This is a genomic window from Streptomyces sp. NPDC059454 (assembly GCF_042749965.1).
Classification (GTDB): domain Bacteria; phylum Actinomycetota; class Actinomycetes; order Streptomycetales; family Streptomycetaceae; genus Streptomyces.
This window is the reverse complement of sequence record NZ_JBHYVC010000071.1, coordinates 23,158-39,619: the sequence shown is the minus strand read 5'-3', so window position 1 is coordinate 39,619 and position 16,462 is coordinate 23,158. Positions and strand designations below refer to the sequence as shown.

The window sequence follows — 16,462 nt, the reverse complement described above, 5'->3', positions numbered from 1 at the left end:
CCTCCCGGGCCGCCCGCGGGGGGGGTGTTGGCACCCTGTGAGTACGGCCCCCGGGCCGGGGGCCCGCCCCCTGCCGGCCCGTCGCCGCGGGACACGGAGGCCGCTGCCGACGGTGGTGCCGGCCACCGCGGAACCCCACGCCCCGGGGACATCGCCCGGGAGGCGCTGCGCTCCGCGCGCGAGGGGGCGCCGAGGGCGCGTCCGGCACCCGGCGACCGTGCGGCGGGCACCGAACTCCGTGAACGACGTGCCCCGTCACCCCGCGTCCCGCGCACGACCCGCGGCGACCGGACCGCCGACGCCCGGGCCCGTGAGGTACGGGAGTCGCTCACGGACGCCTTCCGCATGCCTGAACCGGTGACCGAACCGGATCCGGACACCGACGCCACCCCCGGCCCGGACGCCACCCCCGGCCCGGGCGGCGCCCCCGGCCCGGGCGGCGCCCCCGCGACGCCCGACAACTCGCCCTCATACGGCGGTCTTTCGGCATCGGGTGCCCGGGACGGAGCCTCCGCAAGCGCCGACCCGCCCGGTACCCCGCGGGACACCGCGCCGCCCGCACCCGCCACCCCCCGCTCCATGGCCGCCCCCGCCCGCGACGGCGACCTGCGCCGCACCTTCCCGGAGTTCCCGCCCCGAGCCTCGGACAATGAGGGCTTCGCCGAGACCTGGTGGGGCGACGCATGGGTCACCGCGCTGGAGGAGGGGGCGCTGGACGCAGCCCGGCTCGCCCGCGGGCGCGGGTACGCCGAGCAGGGGCATGTCGACGCCATCACCGTCACGCCGGGACTCGTGCTCGCGTACGTGCGGGGCAGCCGCCCGCGGCCGTACCGCGTGCAGGTGCGGCTGCGGACGTTCACGGACACCGACTGGGAGCGGTTCCTGGACGCCGCCGCCGACCGTCCCGGCCACATCGCGGCGCTGCTGGACAAGGAGATGCCCCAGTCCCTCGCCGACTGCGGGGTCCCGCTGCTGCCCGGCCCCGGCGACCTCGCCCCGCGGTGCAGCTGCCCCGATTCCGGTCACCCCTGCAAGCACGCCGCCGCCCTCTGCTACCAGACGGCCCGGCTGCTCGACGCCGACCCGTTCGTGCTGCTCCTGCTGCGCGGACGCGGCGAGCGCGAGGTGATCGACGCGCTGTCCCGGCTCAGCGCCACCCGCGCGGCCCGCGCCGCCCAGGGGAAGGAACCGGAACCCCTGCCCGGCGTACGGGCGGCCGATGTCCTCGCCCGACGCGACCGCGCCCTCCCTCCGCTCCCGGCCCCGTCGCCCCCACCGCCGCACCCCGAGCAGCCGCCCGCGTATCCCGCGTCCCCGGGCGGACCGGACCCGTTCGCGCTGGACCAGCTGGCCACCGACGCCGCCGCCCGCGCGCACGCCCTGCTCACCACCGGCCGCGACCCGGTGGGCCGGCTCACCCTCTGGCAGGACGCGGTGCGGCTCGCCGCCGCCCGTCCCGGCTCCGGCCTGACCGCGGCGACGCGCGCGCTGTACTCCTCCCTCGCCAAAGCCGCCGGCCGCACCCCCGCCGAGCTGGCGCGCGCGGTCGCCGCCTGGCGGCAGGGCGGCAGGGCGGGCCTCGCCGTCCTCGAGGAGCCCTGGGACCCGCCGGCCGGCCGCTTCGACCGCGCCCGCCCGCTCCTCCTCGCCGCCGACCTCCCCGCCTTCCGCCCCTGGCGCAACCGCCTCACCCACCCCCGGGGCCACGTCCAGCTCCGCCTCGGCCGCGACCACCTGTGGTACGCCTACGAGTCCGAGCCGGGCCACGACGACTGGTGGCCCCGCGGCACCCCCGACCCGGACCCGGTGGGCGCCCTGACCGGTCTGGACACACCGGGCGACCTGTGAGGGCCGGCGGGACGTTCGGCCGACCGCACCCGGGCGGACGGTGAAGGTGGAGTCCCGGCTGAAGACGGCGACGCGCGGTGGCGTGGCAACTGTTCCGTGACCGTGCCGAGCGGACGCGGTACCGAACACCACCGTCACCCCCAGCCAATTCGAAGGGCGCTCTGAAAACAGCGGAGGAACAAATGCCGGTCCTCCGGCGGGCGCTTTCCGGTTCCGTTCGTCCGTCGAACCGATGAGATTTCTTCGCTTGCGCGGATCCGGCTGGGGAATCCCACGACGAAAGTTGCGGGGAAGCCCATGACGAAAGTCGGTTGACGGTGAACGGCGGGAGTTCGGTCAGGCCCTGCGGTGCGCTGCGAGAGCTCGCAGCAGGCGGGCGCGGTTGCCGAACGGCATGGCGATGACGGTGTCGGCGCCGGCCTCCTCGTAGCGGGCGAGTCCCTCCGGGAGGGTGCCGTCCGTGGCGGGCAGCGAGACGAGGTCGATCAGGTCGTCGGACAGTTCGGCGGCGGCGCCACGCCGGTCTCCGGCGAGGAACCGCTCCTGGCAGGCGCGTGCCGACGCGCCGTGGCCGTAGCGGTCGGCGAGGTCGACGTAGAAGTTCTTCTCCTGGGACCCCATCCCGCCGAGGTAGAAGGTGATGAACGGGCGGATCTGGTCGCGTGCGGTGGCCACGTCGTCGGCGAGCGCCATCGGCACGATCGGGGCGACGTCCACGTCCGAGCGGTCCCGGCCGGCCTTCTCGATGCCGCGCAGGAGCGGCGCGGTCAGCTCCTGGGCGTGGTCGGGACTGAACAGGAACGGTAACCAGCCGTCTGCCAGGGCACCGGCCTGCTCGACGGTCCTGGCTCCGGAGACGCCCAGGTAGAGCGGCACCCGGCGGTCGGCCGGCGGTGCCAGCAGCTTGAAGGGCAGGCCTTGTCCCAGACCCTGGCCGTAGGCGGGGATGGCCCACTGTTCCCCCTGGTGGTCGACCGGCTTCCCGCTCAGCGCCGCCCGGACGACCTCCAGGTACTCCCGGGTGCGGGCCAGGGGCCGGGTGAACGGGACGCCGTACCACCCCTCGGAGACCTGGGGGCCGGACAGGCCCAGGCCGAGCATGAACCGGCCGGCGGACAGATCGTTCAAGGTGGCGGCGGCCGCCGCCACCGCGGTGGGCTGCCGGGCCGGTATCTGCAGGACGGCGGCGCCGAGCCGGATCCGTTCGGTGACGGCCGTCAGGTGGCCCAGCACGGAGACCGCTTCCTGGCCCCAGGTTTCGGCCACCCAAACGGAATCGAACCCGAGCTCGTCGGCGAGCCGGGCGATGTCGATCTGCTCCTTGAGCCTGAACCAGGGCCAGTACGCGACAGCGACGCCAAGACGCACGGCTGCTCCTTCGGTGTTGTCGTTCCGGGCGGGAGTCGGGCGCCGCCGCGGGGAGGTGGAAGTAGGGGCGGGACACTCGTGTCGGATCGTTCGGCGGAGAGCGCGAATTCTATATTCGACGCCGGCCCCGCTCGCCAGTCGGTACTTCTTCGGAATCCTGGGCGATTTGCCCTGTGCGCGACTTTAGTTGGACTGGCCGGTGGCGAAAGGTGCTTGACAGGAAAACAGGCGGTTGGCTGTGGGCATTTCCGTGCCGGGTGAAATGTCTTGACGGTGGCTTGAAGATCTACTTAGGGTGCTGTCCGGAATATTGCAGCCGCGGGGGAGAGCTCAAGGGGGCCGACTGATGGTGTCCGCCTGTCCGGGAGTTCACGAGCTGTGACCCCCTCCGTCGCTTCCGCCGGTACAGGGACATGAAGGGGAGGGGCAGATGGCGTGGGCGGCCGTGAACGGCATACGGATGCACTACGACTCCGAGGGCACCGGGCAGCCGGTCGTCATGGTGATGGGAAGCGGTAGCCGGGGGAGGGTCTGGGACCTGCACCAGGTGCCCGCGCTCGCCGCCGCGGGATACCGGGTCATCACCTTCGACAACCGGGGGGTCCCGCCCACGGAGGAATGCGCCGAGGGCTTCACCGTCGAGGACATGGTGGCGGACACGGCCGCCCTGGTCGAACACCTCGGGATCGGTCCCTGCCTGTTCGTCGGTACCTCCATGGGCGCCCAGATCGTGCAGGAACTGGCTCTCGTACGACCCGAGTTGGTGCGCCGAGCCGTACTGATGGCGACCCGCGGCCGGTCCGACACGATGCGGCGCGCCCTGGCCGGGGCGGAGATCGCGCTGCACGACTCGGGGGTGCGGCCGCCTCCCCGGTACACCGCGGTGGTGCGCGCCCTGCAGAACCTCTCGCCTCGGACCCTGGCCGACTCCGGCCGGATCTCGGACTGGCTCGATCTGTTCGAGATGTCGGCACCGGCCGGCCGGGGGGACCGTGTCCACATGGAGTTCTCGGCCATGGACGACCGGCTCGCGGCCTATGCGGGCATCGGCCGGCCGTGCCATGTGATCTCCTTCGCGGACGACCTGATCACCCCCGCCCATCTGGGCCGGGAGGTCGCGGACGCCATCCCCGGAGCGACGTACGACCTCGTGCCGGACTGTGGGCACTACGGCTATCTGGAGGATCCGGACGCCGTGAACAAGATCATCATCGAGTTCCTCAGGCAGGAAGGATGACCCGCATGACCGACCTGGCCGGACTGCGAGCCTGGAAGCCCTTCGAGATCACCGCCGACGAGGGGCGGGGGACTCCCCAGAGACTGGCCGAACTACTGCGCGGTCACGAGGACTTCGCGGGCCTGCTCACCCGTGAGAAGGCCGTCGTCTTCCGCGGCTTCCACCTCACCGAGGACACCCTGGACCCCGTCCTGGACCTCCTGCTGCCGAACCGGCTCGCCTACGTGCACGGCAACTCGCCCCGCACCAAGGTCGGTTCCAACGTGTACACCTCGACGGAGTACCCCCAGGAACTGACGATATCGATGCACAACGAGTTGAGCTACGGCCACCGGTGGCCCTCGCGGCTCGTCTTCTTCTGCGCCACGGCACCCGCCACCGGCGGCGCCACGCCGATCGTCGACGGGGAACTGTGGCTCGCCTCCCTCGACCCCGAGGTGCGCGAGGCGTTCGCCGGCGGAGTGCGCTACACGCAGAACCTGCACGACGGCCTGGGGCTGGGCAAAAGCTGGCAGGACACCTTCGAAACCACCGACCGGGCGGATGTGGAGACGTTTCTGCGCGGCGCGGAGGCCGACTGGAAGTGGCTGCCCGACGGCACGCTGCGCATCACCCAGGTGCGGCATTCCACGATCACCCGTGCGGAGACCGGGGCGGAGGTCTGGTTCAACCAGTCCGACCAATGGCACCCGGCGTCCCTCGGCGACGACACGGCCGCCGAACTCGCGCAGATCCTGCCGGAGGAAGAGCTGCCGCAGTCGGTGACCTTCGCCGACGGCACCCCCATCCCCGCGGAGTACGTCCTGCAGGTGCGGGACCGGGGCCTGGAGAACGCCGTCGACGTCGACTGGCACCAGGGTGACCTGATGGTGATCGACAACGTCGCCGTGGGGCACGGCCGGCGTTCCTTCACCGGTTCGCGCCGGGTCCTGGTCGCCATGACCGACTGACACGACCCGCGGCACGCGAGGGGCGGGACGCCGGCCGGGCGTCCCGCCCCCTCCGCGTCCTTGAGGCCGGTCAGCGGGTGAGCGGCCTGCGGAACCCGGCTACCGCCGCGGCCATGGCCACGGCCATCACCAGCAGGCTGGTGGACACCGCCCCCAGCACGTCGCCGCCCAGCGGCTGGTCCAGAGCCAGCGCCCGGGTGGCGTCCACCGCGTACGAGACGGGGTTGACCACGGCCACCACGCGCAGCCAGTCGGGCAGCGCGTCCAGCGGGACGTACGCGCTGGAGGCGAACATGAGGGGGAACAGGGCCAGACCGCTGACGCTCTGCATGATCCGCGCGCTGCGCACCCAGGTGCCCAGGGCGATGAAGACCCAGGTCAGCGCGGTGATGACGAGGAGTGACAGGGCCAGCGCCGCGGTGATGCCCAGCACACCGCCGGTCGGGTCGAAACCGAAGAACAGCGTGGCGCACACCAGCAGCAGCACGGTCTGGGCGGTGGTGCGCAGCACGTCCGCGACGGCGCGGGCGACCAGGATCCAGTGCAGCCCGACCGGCAGCGAACGGAACCGGGTCAGCACCCCGTTGTCCATGTCCCGGATCAACTCGGCGCCTGAGCCGACGGCCGAGGTGATCCCGCTGGTGACCAGAATGGCCGGCATCAGGTAGTCGATGTAGTTCATGCCCGCCGGGAAGTGTTCCCGGGAGGCCATGCTGCCGAACACCTGGCTGAAAATGACCAGCAGGATCAGCGGCTGGACCAAGGTGAGGACGACGAGCCTGCGGTCGGTGACCAGCCCGCGCAGGCTGCGCCCGGTCAGCACGGTGAACTGGGCGCGTGCGCTCGCGGGCTGCCAGCGGACGGGTGCCGCGGAGCGGGTGCGGCCGGTGGGAACCGTGACGGTCATGGTGGTAGCTCCTCGGAAGGTCAACGGCCGTCGGCCGCCGTGGACTTGGCGGCGAGCGAGAGATAGACGTCGTCCAGCGACGGCTCCGACAGGGTGAGACCCGTGACGGGCACCGCGGCCCTCTCGACGGCTCGGACGACCTGCGCGAAGTCGTCGAAGCCGGCGACCGGCACGCTCACCGCACCCTCCTCCGGAGTCTGCACGGCGGCGAACCCGGCCCCGCGCAGCGCCTCGGCGACCTTGACGGCGTCATCGCGCCGGGTGGTCGACAACTGCGCCCGCCGCTCACCCACCCGGGACTTCAACTCGCTCGGCGTGCCGGCCGCCACGACGCTGCCCTGCGAGAGGACGGCCACGGTGTCGGCGAGGCGCTCCGCCTCCTCCAGGTACTGCGTGGTCAGCAGCACGGTGGTGCCGTCCGCGACCATCGCCTCGACGGTTTCCCACAGCGAGATCCGGCTGGCCGGGTCCAGTCCGGTGGACGGCTCGTCGAGGAAGATCACCTGAGGCCGGCCGACGAGGCTCGCGGCGAGATCCAGTCGTCTGCGCATCCCGCCGGAGTAGGTACGGCACAGCCGGCGCCCGGCCGCGGAGAGGTCGAACGCCTCCAGCAGCTCCTCGGCCCGCTCGCCGGCCTGCCGGGGACTGGCACCGAGCAGCCGGGCGATCAGCACCAGGTTGTCGTACCCGGACAGCTTCTCGTCCACCGAGGCGAACTGGCCGGTGAGTCCGATGCATCCGCGGACGCTCCGGCTGTCGCGGACCACGTCGTGACCGGCCACCTTCGCGTTGCCGCCGCTCGGCGGCAGCAGCGTGGCCAGGATGTTCACGAGCGTGGTCTTCCCGGCACCGTTGTGCCCGAGCAGCCCCAGCACCGTGCCCTCCGCCACCTCCAGGCTGACCCCGCGCAGGGCGTGCACCCCGTCGTAGGACTTGGTGAGGTCCGTCGTGCTGATCATCGATGCGGACATGTGTTCCCCCGTCGGTCCGGCCGGTTCAGCCGCCCGCGCGATCCGGGCGGAGCAGGTGGAGATCGAAGAAGTCGGTGACGATCGCGCGTTCGCGGTCGACCACGGTCTTCGGGGCGGCGGTGCCGATCAGCCGGGCGGTGCGCGGCCCGGACAGCCCCGCCCGGCCGCGCAGTTGCGGCAGTAGCGCCTGGAAGTCGCTGAAGGAGTAGTGCGCCGTGCCCTCCAGCCGACGGACCGACACCGATGCCGGCGAGCTGCCGTGCAGCCGGGCAGGCAGTGCCTCGGCGGGCGTCGCGGCGGACCCCACCATCAGGAACGGGCGGTCGAGCCCCGCGCGCACCAGGCGGTCCAGCTCCGGCCAGGAGCGCCGGGCGGGCGTCACATGGAACCCGTCGAGATCCAGCCCCGCGTCGATCCGCGGGTCCCGCGCCATGGTCTCGGCCGCGGTGATGCCGCCCGCCGAATGGCCGAACATCCCGATCCGGTCCAGATCCAGCTGTGGGCCGAGACCTGCGGGCAGCGCCCGCCGCGTGCCGGGCCGGGCGAGCGCGTCCAGGACGAAGGAGGTGTCCGCGGCGCGCACCCGCATGCGCCGGGCCAGCCCTTCGTCGGTGCCGGTGCCCGCCGGCACGGCCCGGGCGATCCGGCCGTGCCCGAAGTCCACTCCGAGGGACTCGTAGGTGTGGTCCATCGTCACGACGACGTAACCCCGGCCGGCGAGTTCCTCGACCAGCAGCGTGCCCCAGGAGCGGGAGGTGCCCAGACCGGGCGAGTACAGGATCGTCGGCCGGTGCCGGGCGGGCTCGGCCGGCGGTGCGCCGAGGACCGCGTGCGTCGTCACCGCGGACCAGTCGACCCGCCCCGCGGGCAGACCGAGGATGCGGGCGGCGGACGCCGAGAAGTCCCGGGCGACTCCGGGAGACATCCAGCGGGCCCGCGGCCGCCCGGTCGTGTCGCTCGCCGGGTACCAGACGCTGACCATGAGTTCGCGCGGGCCGCGGTGTGTGAAGGGATCGGTCCGCTGCCGGTCGACCAGCCTGAGATCCGCCCGGCCGATGGCGTACGGCCCGGTGGGCGTCGGCAGCCGGGGCACCACCGGGGCCGCCGGGTCGGTACGGACGGTACGGGAGGCGGTGGACGGCGAGGGCCACAGGCAGAGGCCGGCCAGCAGCAGCGCGACGGCCGTCGCCGACAGGGCGACGGACCGGGGGAGGGGACGACGCAGGTTCATGTGTCCAAGATCCCCGCAGCGCGCCCGTGCCACCTCTGCGGAAGGGCACGACCCGCCCCTTCCGCTCGGCATGTGTGCGGTGTGCCGAAAGTGATTCGAACAGCGGAAGATCGGTCATGAGTCGTACGCCCGCCGGACGAACGTCAGGGAGTCCAGCAGCCCGGCCGCCGTCATCGCGGGCGCGTCCGGCAGCCCGGCCGTGTGGGGCAGGGGCAGGCCGCCGGTGGCGGACCAGCACAGCTGGCCCCTGTCGTCGATGCGGCTCCGGGTCCGTCCCTGGTTGTCCGGGTGCAGACAGAACGGCACGTCCAGCAGACCCCGGTCGAAGGCGCGGACCAAGGCCGTGCCCAGGTCCGGATGCAGCTCGCGTACGGCGTGCACCAGCGCGCGTGCCTCCGCGTAGACCGTGCCTTCGGACTCGGCCGGCGGTGGCCGGGGTCCGTCCGGGCGGCTGTGCTCCGCGGTGCGCGCGGCCAGCTCGAGTGCGGCCACGTTCTCGGCGATCGTCGGGATGCGATGTGCTTCGGCGGCGGTCTTCACGATCAGCCGGGCCGCTCCGGCCCGCACGGCGAGCCGGGCCGCGGACTGCAGCAGCCGCTGCGCCCCCCGTGCCGTGTCGGGGTAGAGACCCATGTACGCGTACAGGACGCTGTGCCACCGCACGTCGTGCGGCAGCTCCTCGGAGGCCAGCCGGTGCAGCGCCGCCAGCGCCTCCGCGTCCTGCTCGACGCTGGTCTGCTGGGCGTAGCTGAGGGAGACGCAGCGCAGCCCGTGTTGGGCGAAGAAGAGTCCTTCCAGCACGCTCAGCGCCACCAGCAGGCCGGGCGGGCAGAGCTGGCCGAGCATGCAGCCGCCGAACGACTCCAGGTGCGGCACCGTGTCCGGTCCGCCCGCCGAGGCCAGCAGCTCACAGCTCTCCGCCCAGTGCCGCACCGACTCGCGCAGCGGCGTACGGCTGTAGGGCAGGCAGTACGAGACGGGGCCGCCCTCGGTCGCGTGCAGGCCCGCCGCGATCAGTTCGGCGAACAGTGCCTGCGGGCGTGCGGATCCGTGCCGGACCTGGACCGGGAACGTCTCGTCCTGGACACCGTCGAGGAGGGCCCTGGTCGCCTCCGCCCCGTGCGCCAGCAGCGGATAGCCGTTGAGCGGCAGGTTCTGCGCCACCGCGGCCCGGGCGGCGGCGAAGTCACCGACCCGGGTGTAGCTGTCCAGGGTGATGGTGCCCGCGGTCACCCCTTCGGCCTGCCTGGTGCGCTCAAGCCCGACGCGCATCCGCGCCCGGCTGCCGAATCCCATCCGGGGCTGCACGACCAGCCGGCCGCGGGAGCGGGCCGTTGCCACGAAGGAGCCGAAGTCGCGGTCCGCCGGGGCCGTCATGCCGCGGCCGTACGGCGCCGGTTCAGGAAGAGGTCGAACGCGCCGAGGTCCCCGTTGTCGAACACGGCGTCGAAGCCGGCGTCCAGAAGCCGGCGCGTGGCGCCCGCGTTGCGCAGCCCGTCGGTCCCCAGCCTGCCGCCGATCACCACCGGGAGGTGGCGCAGATCATGCTGCTGTCTGATCGCCCGGATGGCCTGAAGGCCGTCGGTGAACCCGTGTCCGTTGACGCTGCCGAGGACGACGAGATCAGGCCTCAATTCACGACACATAGGCACGAGAAGGGCATCCGGAACGCAGGAGCCGAGATTGTTGACCGTGTATCCACGCTCTTCGAGGAAGAGGTGTATATAAATTAAATTCCAGGTGTGCGCATCTGACGAAGTGCCAGATAAGAGTACCGTTCCCCCCACGGTCAAACACCCTCTCCAGTGAATGGCAGTTGGTGATCGACCGGACAGTAGACATGCCTCTGTTGGGGTGTCAAGCGCAAGTCGACTGACCTGGGACATCTTTAATCGCTTGACAGGACCGATGGATTCGAGCCACGTCACCAGGCGGTCGGGAGGTGCGTGACCTTAGTTGGGCATGAACTGACCAAAGTGGGTTGACCTGCTCCTGAGCAGGCGTTTGATACTGACTCAGGAGGTGGCCCGGCCCTTGCGAAGGTTGCTCTGGGGGGTTGACTGTGCCATCCAATGATCCCTAAGGTCAGCAAAGTTGACTTTGGTCATCGGTCGATCGCCAGTGGACGTCACGCCGATTGGATTCGCGAGAACGGTCAATAGTAGCCGCGCTGGAATGATGGTGCGCCTCGGGGGAGGAGCTTGTAGATGCATGTCAATTTCACGGAGGCGATCCGTAGAAATGTCGCAGATCGTGGCTCGAGTACAGCGGTCACATTCCTATCCGATTTCGATGCCGATGACGGTCGAATATCCTTAACCTATGCGGAACTCGACCGAAGAGCCCGCTCGGTGGCCGCGGCACTGCTGAAGCGGTGCGCACCCGGGGACCGTGCCCTGCTGCTGTACCCCGAAGGCATCGAATTCGCCGTGGCCTTCGTCGGCTGCCTCTACGCCGGTGTCGTGGCCGTGCCCTCACCACTTCCTGGCCGATACCGCCATCACCAGCGCCGGGTTTCCGTCATCGCCGCCGACGCCGACGTCACCGCGGTGCTCACCGAGAGCCGCGCCCTCGTGGAGGTCGGCGACTGGGCCGAGGCCTTCGACCGTGACCGTGACGCGCTGGTGGTCACCGACACCCTCGAGGAGCCCTCGCCGGCCGCGGAACCGCTGCCGCGGCTCGACCACGACTCCGTCGCCCTGCTGCAATACACCTCGGGATCGACGGGCGACCCCAAGGGCGTCGTCCTCACCCACGGCAATCTGCTGCACAACGCCGAGAGCCTGTGCCGGACCTTCGGCCTCGACGACGGATCCCGTTTCGGTTCCTGGATCCCGCACTACCACGACATGGGCCTGATGGGCATTCTCCTGCCGCCGCTTTACCTCGGCAGCTCCTGTGTGCTCATGAGCCCCACCACTTTCCTCAAGCGGCCGCACTGGTGGCTGCGCCTGATCGACGAGTTCGACATCGCCTGGTCCGCCGGCCCCAATTTCGCCTACGAACTGTGCAGTCGTCAGGTCACCGACGAGCAGCTCGCCGGGCTCGACCTGTCCCGCTGGAAGTTCGCCAACAACGGATCGGAGCCGGTCCAGGCCGCCACTCTCACCGCCTTCGCCAAGCGCTTCGCCGCCGCGGGCCTGCGCACCGAAGCCCTCAATCCCTGCTACGGCATGGCCGAGGCCACCGTCTTCGTCAGCGGCTCCGGCCATCGCGAGCCCGTGGTGCTCCGCGTCGACGAGCAGCGTCTGGCGGGCGGGGCCCTCGTGCCCGTCTCCGCGGCCGGTCCCGGCAGGGACGTCGTCTCCTGCGGTTTCCCGCACGACTACGACGTACGCATCGTCGAGCCCGACAGCCGGCGTGCGTTGTCCGAAGGGGAGATCGGCGAGATCTGGCTGCGCGGCCCGAGCGTCGGCCAGGGCTACTGGGACAACGCCGAGGCCACCGAGCGGACCTTCAACGGCACGGTCTCGGACGCCGGCCCCGGCACCGAGAGCGGTTACCTGCGCACCGGGGATCTGGGCGCCGTGCTCGACGGCGAGCTGTTCATCACCGGCCGGCTCAAGGAGATGCTCATCCTGCGCGGCCGCAACCTCTACCCGCAGGACATCGAGTACGAGGCCCGCCAACACCACCCCGAACTGCACGGCATGTTCGGCGCGGCCTTCACCGTGCCCGTCCAGGACGACGAGGGCCGTCAGGAGGAACTCCTCGTCCTCGTCCACGAACTGCGCGGCCGTCATACCGAGGACGAGCTGGAGAGGCTGGCCAGCTCGATCCGGCGCACCGTCTTCACCGAGTTCGGCGCTCATCTGTCGGGACTCGCCCTGGTCCGCCGTGGCGCCGTACAGCGCACCACGAGCGGCAAGATCCAGCGTCTGCAGATGCGGGAGCTCTTCTGCGCCGGAGAGATCTCCGCGCTCATCGCCCGGCTCGACCCGCGCCTGGAACGAGTCACCGCGTAACCACGCAGCACACCGGCCGACCCGCACACACCGACCGGGTGCCGGACCACGAACAGTTCCGCGGAGCCGCACCCGGCCCGAGGAGCCACACAACGGGGGATCCACAGTGCCGCACACTTCTGTGCTCAGACTCGACCAGTTCCTGCGCCGGTCCGAATCCGGCGACGGCGCCCTCAGCCCCGGTACGTTGGCGGCGCTGGACCGCGCGGAGGCCTTCCCCGCCGAAGCCTGCCGCGTGCTCGACGACTTCAACCTCGCCGCGCACTACGTCGACGCCCGCCACGGCGGTCTCCTCGGTGACCACGTCGAACTGGTCCAGCTCCTGCGCACCGTGGCCCGCCGGGATCTGACCGTCGCGGTCGCCCACGGCAAGACGTTCCTCGGCACCGCCCCCGTCCAGGTCGCGGGCAGTGAGCGGCAGGCGGCCGTACTCGCCGCCGAGGTGTGCGCCGGCGGCGTCGCCTCCTGGGCACTGACCGAGCGCCACCACGGCAGCGACCTGCTCGCCGGAGAGCTCACCGCCCGGCGTACCGAGGGAGGGTGGCGGCTCGACGGAGAGAAGTGGCTCATCAACAACGCCACGCGGGGCCGTTTCCTGTGCGTCCTCGCACGCACCGGTGAACGGGGCGGCCCACGGGGCTTCAGCCTCTTCCTGGTCGACAAGGACAGGCTGGCCCCGGGCAGCCACCGGTTGCTGCCCAAGGTGCGCACCCACGGTATCCGGGGCGCCGACATCAGCGGCATCGCCTTCGACGGCGCCCTGGTGCCCGACGAGGCACTCGTCGGCCCGGAAGGCACCGGAGTCGAAACGGTGCTGAAAACCCTTCAGCTGACCCGCACCGTGTGCACCGCCCTCTCGCTCGGCGCACTCGACCACGGACTGCGGATCGCCGCCGAGTACGCGCTCGGCCGCCGCCTCTACGGCCGTCGGCTCGGCGACCTCCCGCGCGTGCGCCGCATCCTGGGCGAGGCCTGCGCCGGACTGATCGTCACCGAAGCGGTCACCACCGTCGCCGCCCGCGCCATCCACACCCTGACCCCTGAGATGGGCGTCGTCGCCTCCGTGACCAAGGCACTCGTGCCCACGCTCGCCCAGGAGACCCTCGACCGGCTCGGCGAACTGCTGGGCGTCCGCGGCTTCCTGAGCGACGGCACCTATCTCGACGGCGCCTTCGCCAAACTCGACCGCGACCACCGCATCGTTGCCGTCTTCGACGGCAGCACCGCCGTCAACCGCAGCCTGCTCATCGACCACTTCCCGGCCCTCGCACGCTCCTGGCGCCGCGGCACGGCCGACCGGGACGCCGTCACCGCGACGATGCCGGGCAGCCCACCACCGCCCTTCGAGCCGGACCGGCTGCGGCTGCTGTCGACCCGGGGCTGCAGCCTCGTACAGCTCATGCCCGAGGCACTGGACCGGCTGCGAGCCGGCGTCCGTGAGGGACAGTTGCCGTCCGAAGCGGCACGCATGGCGGACGAGCTCACCGGCCTCGCCGAAGCGGTGCACGGCGGGATGGAGTACCAAGAACGCACGGGCCGCGACGTCCCGCAGTCCGCCTTCGACCTGGCCGCCCAGTACGAGCTGTGCTTCGCGGCCGCCACCCTGGTGCACCTGTGGCTGGACAGCGCCCGCACACCGTACGACGGGCTGTGGCTCCGGGCCGGCCTCACCCTCGTCCTCAACCGGCTCGGCATCGCCACCGACGAGACGCGGGCCGCCGCCTTCGACCAGCTGGCCGACCGGCTGCTCGCGACCACCGACGGCGCGCCTCCGTCCCTGCCGGCCCCCTATGCGCAGGAGGGCGTCCAGTGACCACCGCGTCCGCCACCACCGCCGGGCCCGCACGGCTGCGCACCCTGGAGGCCGCGCTCGGCGACCCCTTCGCCGACGACAACCCGCTCGGCCTGCGCGCCGCCCTCGAGGCCGACGAGCGCGGCGAGATGTTCGAGGCCGGGGAACAGGCACTGCACGAGTACGGCCTGGGCACCGAGTTCGTGCCCACCGCGTTCGGCGGCCGACTCGACCGGCTGGACCATCTCGTGGAGATCATGCGCTCGCTCTACCGGCGCGACCCCTGCCTGGGACTGGGCTACGGGGCCAGTTCGTTCATCGCCGGCGTCAACCTGTGGACCGCGGGCAGCGACGAGCAGTGCCGCCGGGCCGCCGGACTGCTGTGCTCCGGTCGTCGGGTGGCCGTCGCCTACCACGAGCTGGCCCACGGCAACGACATGGCCGGGACCGAGTTCACCGCGCTGCCCGGACCGGACGGTCTCCTCCTCAACGGCCGCAAGGAGATCATCACCAACGTCCAGCGCGCCGAGGCCGTGGTGGTCTTCGCCCGCACCTCCGAACGCCCCGGCAGCCGCAGCCATTCCCAGCTGTTCGTCGACAAGTCGCGGGTGCCCGCGGGACACATGGCCTATCTGCCCCGCTTCCGCACCAGCGGCATGCGCGGGGTGCAGCTGGGCGGCATCGAGTTCCGCGACTGCCTGCTGCCCGAGAGCGCCGTCCTCGGCAACCCGGGACAGGGTCTGGAGACCGCGCTGCGCTCCTTCCAGGTCACCCGCACCACGTTGGTGTCGATGTTCACCGGCCTCGTCGACACGGCCCTGCGCATCACCGTCCACCACGTCAAGGGCCGTCGTCTGTACGGTCGTACCGCAGCCGACCTCGCGCACGTCCGCGCGGTGCTCGCCGCCGCGTTCTCGGACCTGCTGACCGCCGACTGCTTCGCGACCGTGGCGACCCGCGCCCTGCACCTGGTGCCGGAACAGACCCCGATCCACGCGCAGGCCGTGAAGTTCTTCGTGTCCAAGACGCTCATGGACGTGATGAACCAGCTCTCGGCCGTGATGGGCGCCCACTTCTACATCCGCGAAGGAGCCTCCGCGGCCTTCCAGAAGCTCCTGCGCGACATCCAGCCCGCCGGTTTCGGGCACGCGGCGCGCGCCGCCTGCCAGGTGTCGCTGCTGCCGCAGCTCCCGCTGCTCGCCAGGCGGTCCTGGCTGGGCGAGGCCACCGCACCGGCCGAGCTGTTCCGGCCCGGCGCCGGCCTCCCGCCCTTCGACTTCCGCCGGCTCGCCATCAGCGCCGCCGGGCGCGAGAGCCTGAGTACCTCACTGGCCGCCGGGCTCGCCACCATGCCGGACGGTACCGGGCCGGCACACACCGCGCTGCGCATGCACGGCGAGTACTTCGCCCGCGAGCTCGTCACCCTGGCAGAGGAGTGCACCGCGCTCTCGCCGGCCGAGCTGTCGGTCGGGGCGAGCTCGGCCACCTACGACCTGACCACCCGTTACGTGAAGGTCCTCGTCGCCGCGGCCTGCTTCGAGACCTGGCGGCACGCCCGGGGCACCGACGACACCTTCCTGGCCGACCCGGCCTGGGCCGCCGCGGCCCTGCACCGGCTGCGCACCCCGCTCGGCGCGCCCTCGCCCTCCCTTCCCGACCCTCTTCAACAGCCTCTGTGGGACGAACTGCTGGACCGCTGCGCCCGCTCGCGGGGCCTCGGTCTGCTGCCCCGGCCGCTCGCCGGCTGAGCACACCCGGCCCACCGTCCTCGAGCCCAGGCCCACGCACGGCCGCGAGCCCGCCACGGCGGCCCGCGCCGACCGCCGACCGACAACCCGACGGGAGACCCCCATGTCCGAGAGCACCGCCCCGAGCACCACCGCCGCCGACAACGACGACCTGCGCGGCTGGCTGGTGGAGCGCCTCGCCGAACACCTGAGGATGCGGGCCGCCGACATCCGGCCCGACGTACCGCTCAGCGACTACGGCCTGGACTCGGTGTACGCCCTGTCCGTCGCCGCCGAGATCGAGGACCACCTCGGGTTCACCGTCGACCCGACGATGATGTGGGACAACCCCACCGTCGACGCGCTCCTCACCGCCATCGGCGAGGAGCGCGCCCGCGGCGAAGCCGCCTGAGGGGCCCGCCGCACCACACATTCGCGTACCGCAGTTCCACGTACACCGCAGCGC

Annotated in this window: 13 protein-coding genes; 7 read left to right on the top strand and 6 right to left on the bottom strand. The window is 71.8% G+C overall.

Translation table 11 applies throughout. The features are described from left to right. The first annotated feature begins 24 nt into the window (after nucleotides 1–24). A complete protein-coding gene (locus tag ACFXAE_RS31545) occupies nucleotides 25–1,848 on the top strand; it encodes an SWIM zinc finger family protein (RefSeq protein WP_384721512.1) in 1,824 nt (607 codons plus the stop codon). 336 nt (nucleotides 1,849–2,184) lie between these two features. Here the strand turns inward: ACFXAE_RS31545 and ACFXAE_RS31540 are convergent, their stop codons facing one another. After that, the gene (locus tag ACFXAE_RS31540; protein WP_384721509.1) at nucleotides 2,185–3,303 is read right to left on the bottom strand and encodes an LLM class flavin-dependent oxidoreductase; all 1,119 of its coding nucleotides are present in this window, start codon (nucleotides 3,301–3,303) and stop codon (nucleotides 2,185–2,187) included. A 343-nt stretch (nucleotides 3,304–3,646) separates the two neighbouring features. Between ACFXAE_RS31540 and ACFXAE_RS31535 the strand changes: the two genes are divergently transcribed. After that, nucleotides 3,647–4,453, top strand: coding sequence for an alpha/beta fold hydrolase (locus ACFXAE_RS31535; protein ID WP_384721503.1), 807 nt, complete (start codon nucleotides 3,647–3,649; stop codon nucleotides 4,451–4,453). A 5-nt stretch (nucleotides 4,454–4,458) separates the two neighbouring features. Then, entirely contained in the window at nucleotides 4,459–5,403 is a 945-nt protein-coding gene (locus ACFXAE_RS31530; RefSeq protein WP_384721500.1) for a TauD/TfdA family dioxygenase, read from the top strand. A 70-nt stretch (nucleotides 5,404–5,473) separates the two neighbouring features. On the opposite strand, the gene ACFXAE_RS31525 is transcribed toward ACFXAE_RS31530, so the two are convergent. From ACFXAE_RS31525 to ACFXAE_RS31505, 5 genes are all read right to left on the bottom strand, one after another. Further along, the gene (locus ACFXAE_RS31525) at nucleotides 5,474–6,310 is read right to left on the bottom strand and encodes an ABC transporter permease (RefSeq protein WP_384721497.1); all 837 of its coding nucleotides are present in this window, start codon (nucleotides 6,308–6,310) and stop codon (nucleotides 5,474–5,476) included. Between the two features lie 20 nt (nucleotides 6,311–6,330). Next, nucleotides 6,331–7,281, bottom strand: a complete 951-nt coding sequence (locus ACFXAE_RS31520) for an ATP-binding cassette domain-containing protein (protein ID WP_384721494.1) — start codon at nucleotides 7,279–7,281, stop codon at nucleotides 6,331–6,333. Between the two features lie 25 nt (nucleotides 7,282–7,306). After that, complete coding sequence (locus ACFXAE_RS31515; RefSeq protein ID WP_384721491.1) at nucleotides 7,307–8,512, bottom strand: alpha/beta hydrolase family protein; 1,206 nt, start codon at nucleotides 8,510–8,512, stop codon at nucleotides 7,307–7,309. A 114-nt stretch (nucleotides 8,513–8,626) separates the two neighbouring features. After that, entirely contained in the window at nucleotides 8,627–9,889 is a 1,263-nt protein-coding gene (locus tag ACFXAE_RS31510; RefSeq protein WP_384721488.1) for a methylaspartate mutase, read from the bottom strand. Next, complete coding sequence (locus tag ACFXAE_RS31505) at nucleotides 9,886–10,398, bottom strand: cobalamin B12-binding domain-containing protein (RefSeq protein ID WP_384721506.1); 513 nt, start codon at nucleotides 10,396–10,398, stop codon at nucleotides 9,886–9,888. The genes ACFXAE_RS31510 and ACFXAE_RS31505 overlap by 4 nt, the downstream gene beginning before the upstream one ends. Nucleotides 10,399–10,719: 321 nt before the next feature. Between ACFXAE_RS31505 and ACFXAE_RS31500 the strand changes: the two genes are divergently transcribed. The 4 genes from ACFXAE_RS31500 to ACFXAE_RS31485 all read left to right on the top strand — a co-directional run bounded on the left by ACFXAE_RS31500 (nucleotide 10,720) and on the right by ACFXAE_RS31485 (nucleotide 16,408). After that, entirely contained in the window at nucleotides 10,720–12,477 is a 1,758-nt protein-coding gene (locus ACFXAE_RS31500) for a fatty acyl-AMP ligase (protein ID WP_384721485.1), read from the top strand. A gap of 106 nt (nucleotides 12,478–12,583) precedes the next feature. Continuing rightward, the gene (locus ACFXAE_RS31495) at nucleotides 12,584–14,290 is read left to right on the top strand and encodes an acyl-CoA dehydrogenase family protein (protein WP_384721482.1); all 1,707 of its coding nucleotides are present in this window, start codon (nucleotides 12,584–12,586) and stop codon (nucleotides 14,288–14,290) included. Then, nucleotides 14,287–16,017 carry an acyl-CoA dehydrogenase gene (locus ACFXAE_RS31490; protein WP_384721479.1) on the top strand — a complete coding sequence of 577 codons (1,731 nt, stop codon included), beginning with the start codon at nucleotides 14,287–14,289 and terminating at the stop codon, nucleotides 16,015–16,017. The genes ACFXAE_RS31495 and ACFXAE_RS31490 overlap by 4 nt, the downstream gene beginning before the upstream one ends. 103 nt (nucleotides 16,018–16,120) lie before the next feature. Beyond that, entirely contained in the window at nucleotides 16,121–16,408 is a 288-nt protein-coding gene (locus ACFXAE_RS31485; RefSeq protein WP_384721476.1) for an acyl carrier protein, read from the top strand. The last annotated feature ends 54 nt before the right edge of the window (nucleotides 16,409–16,462 follow it).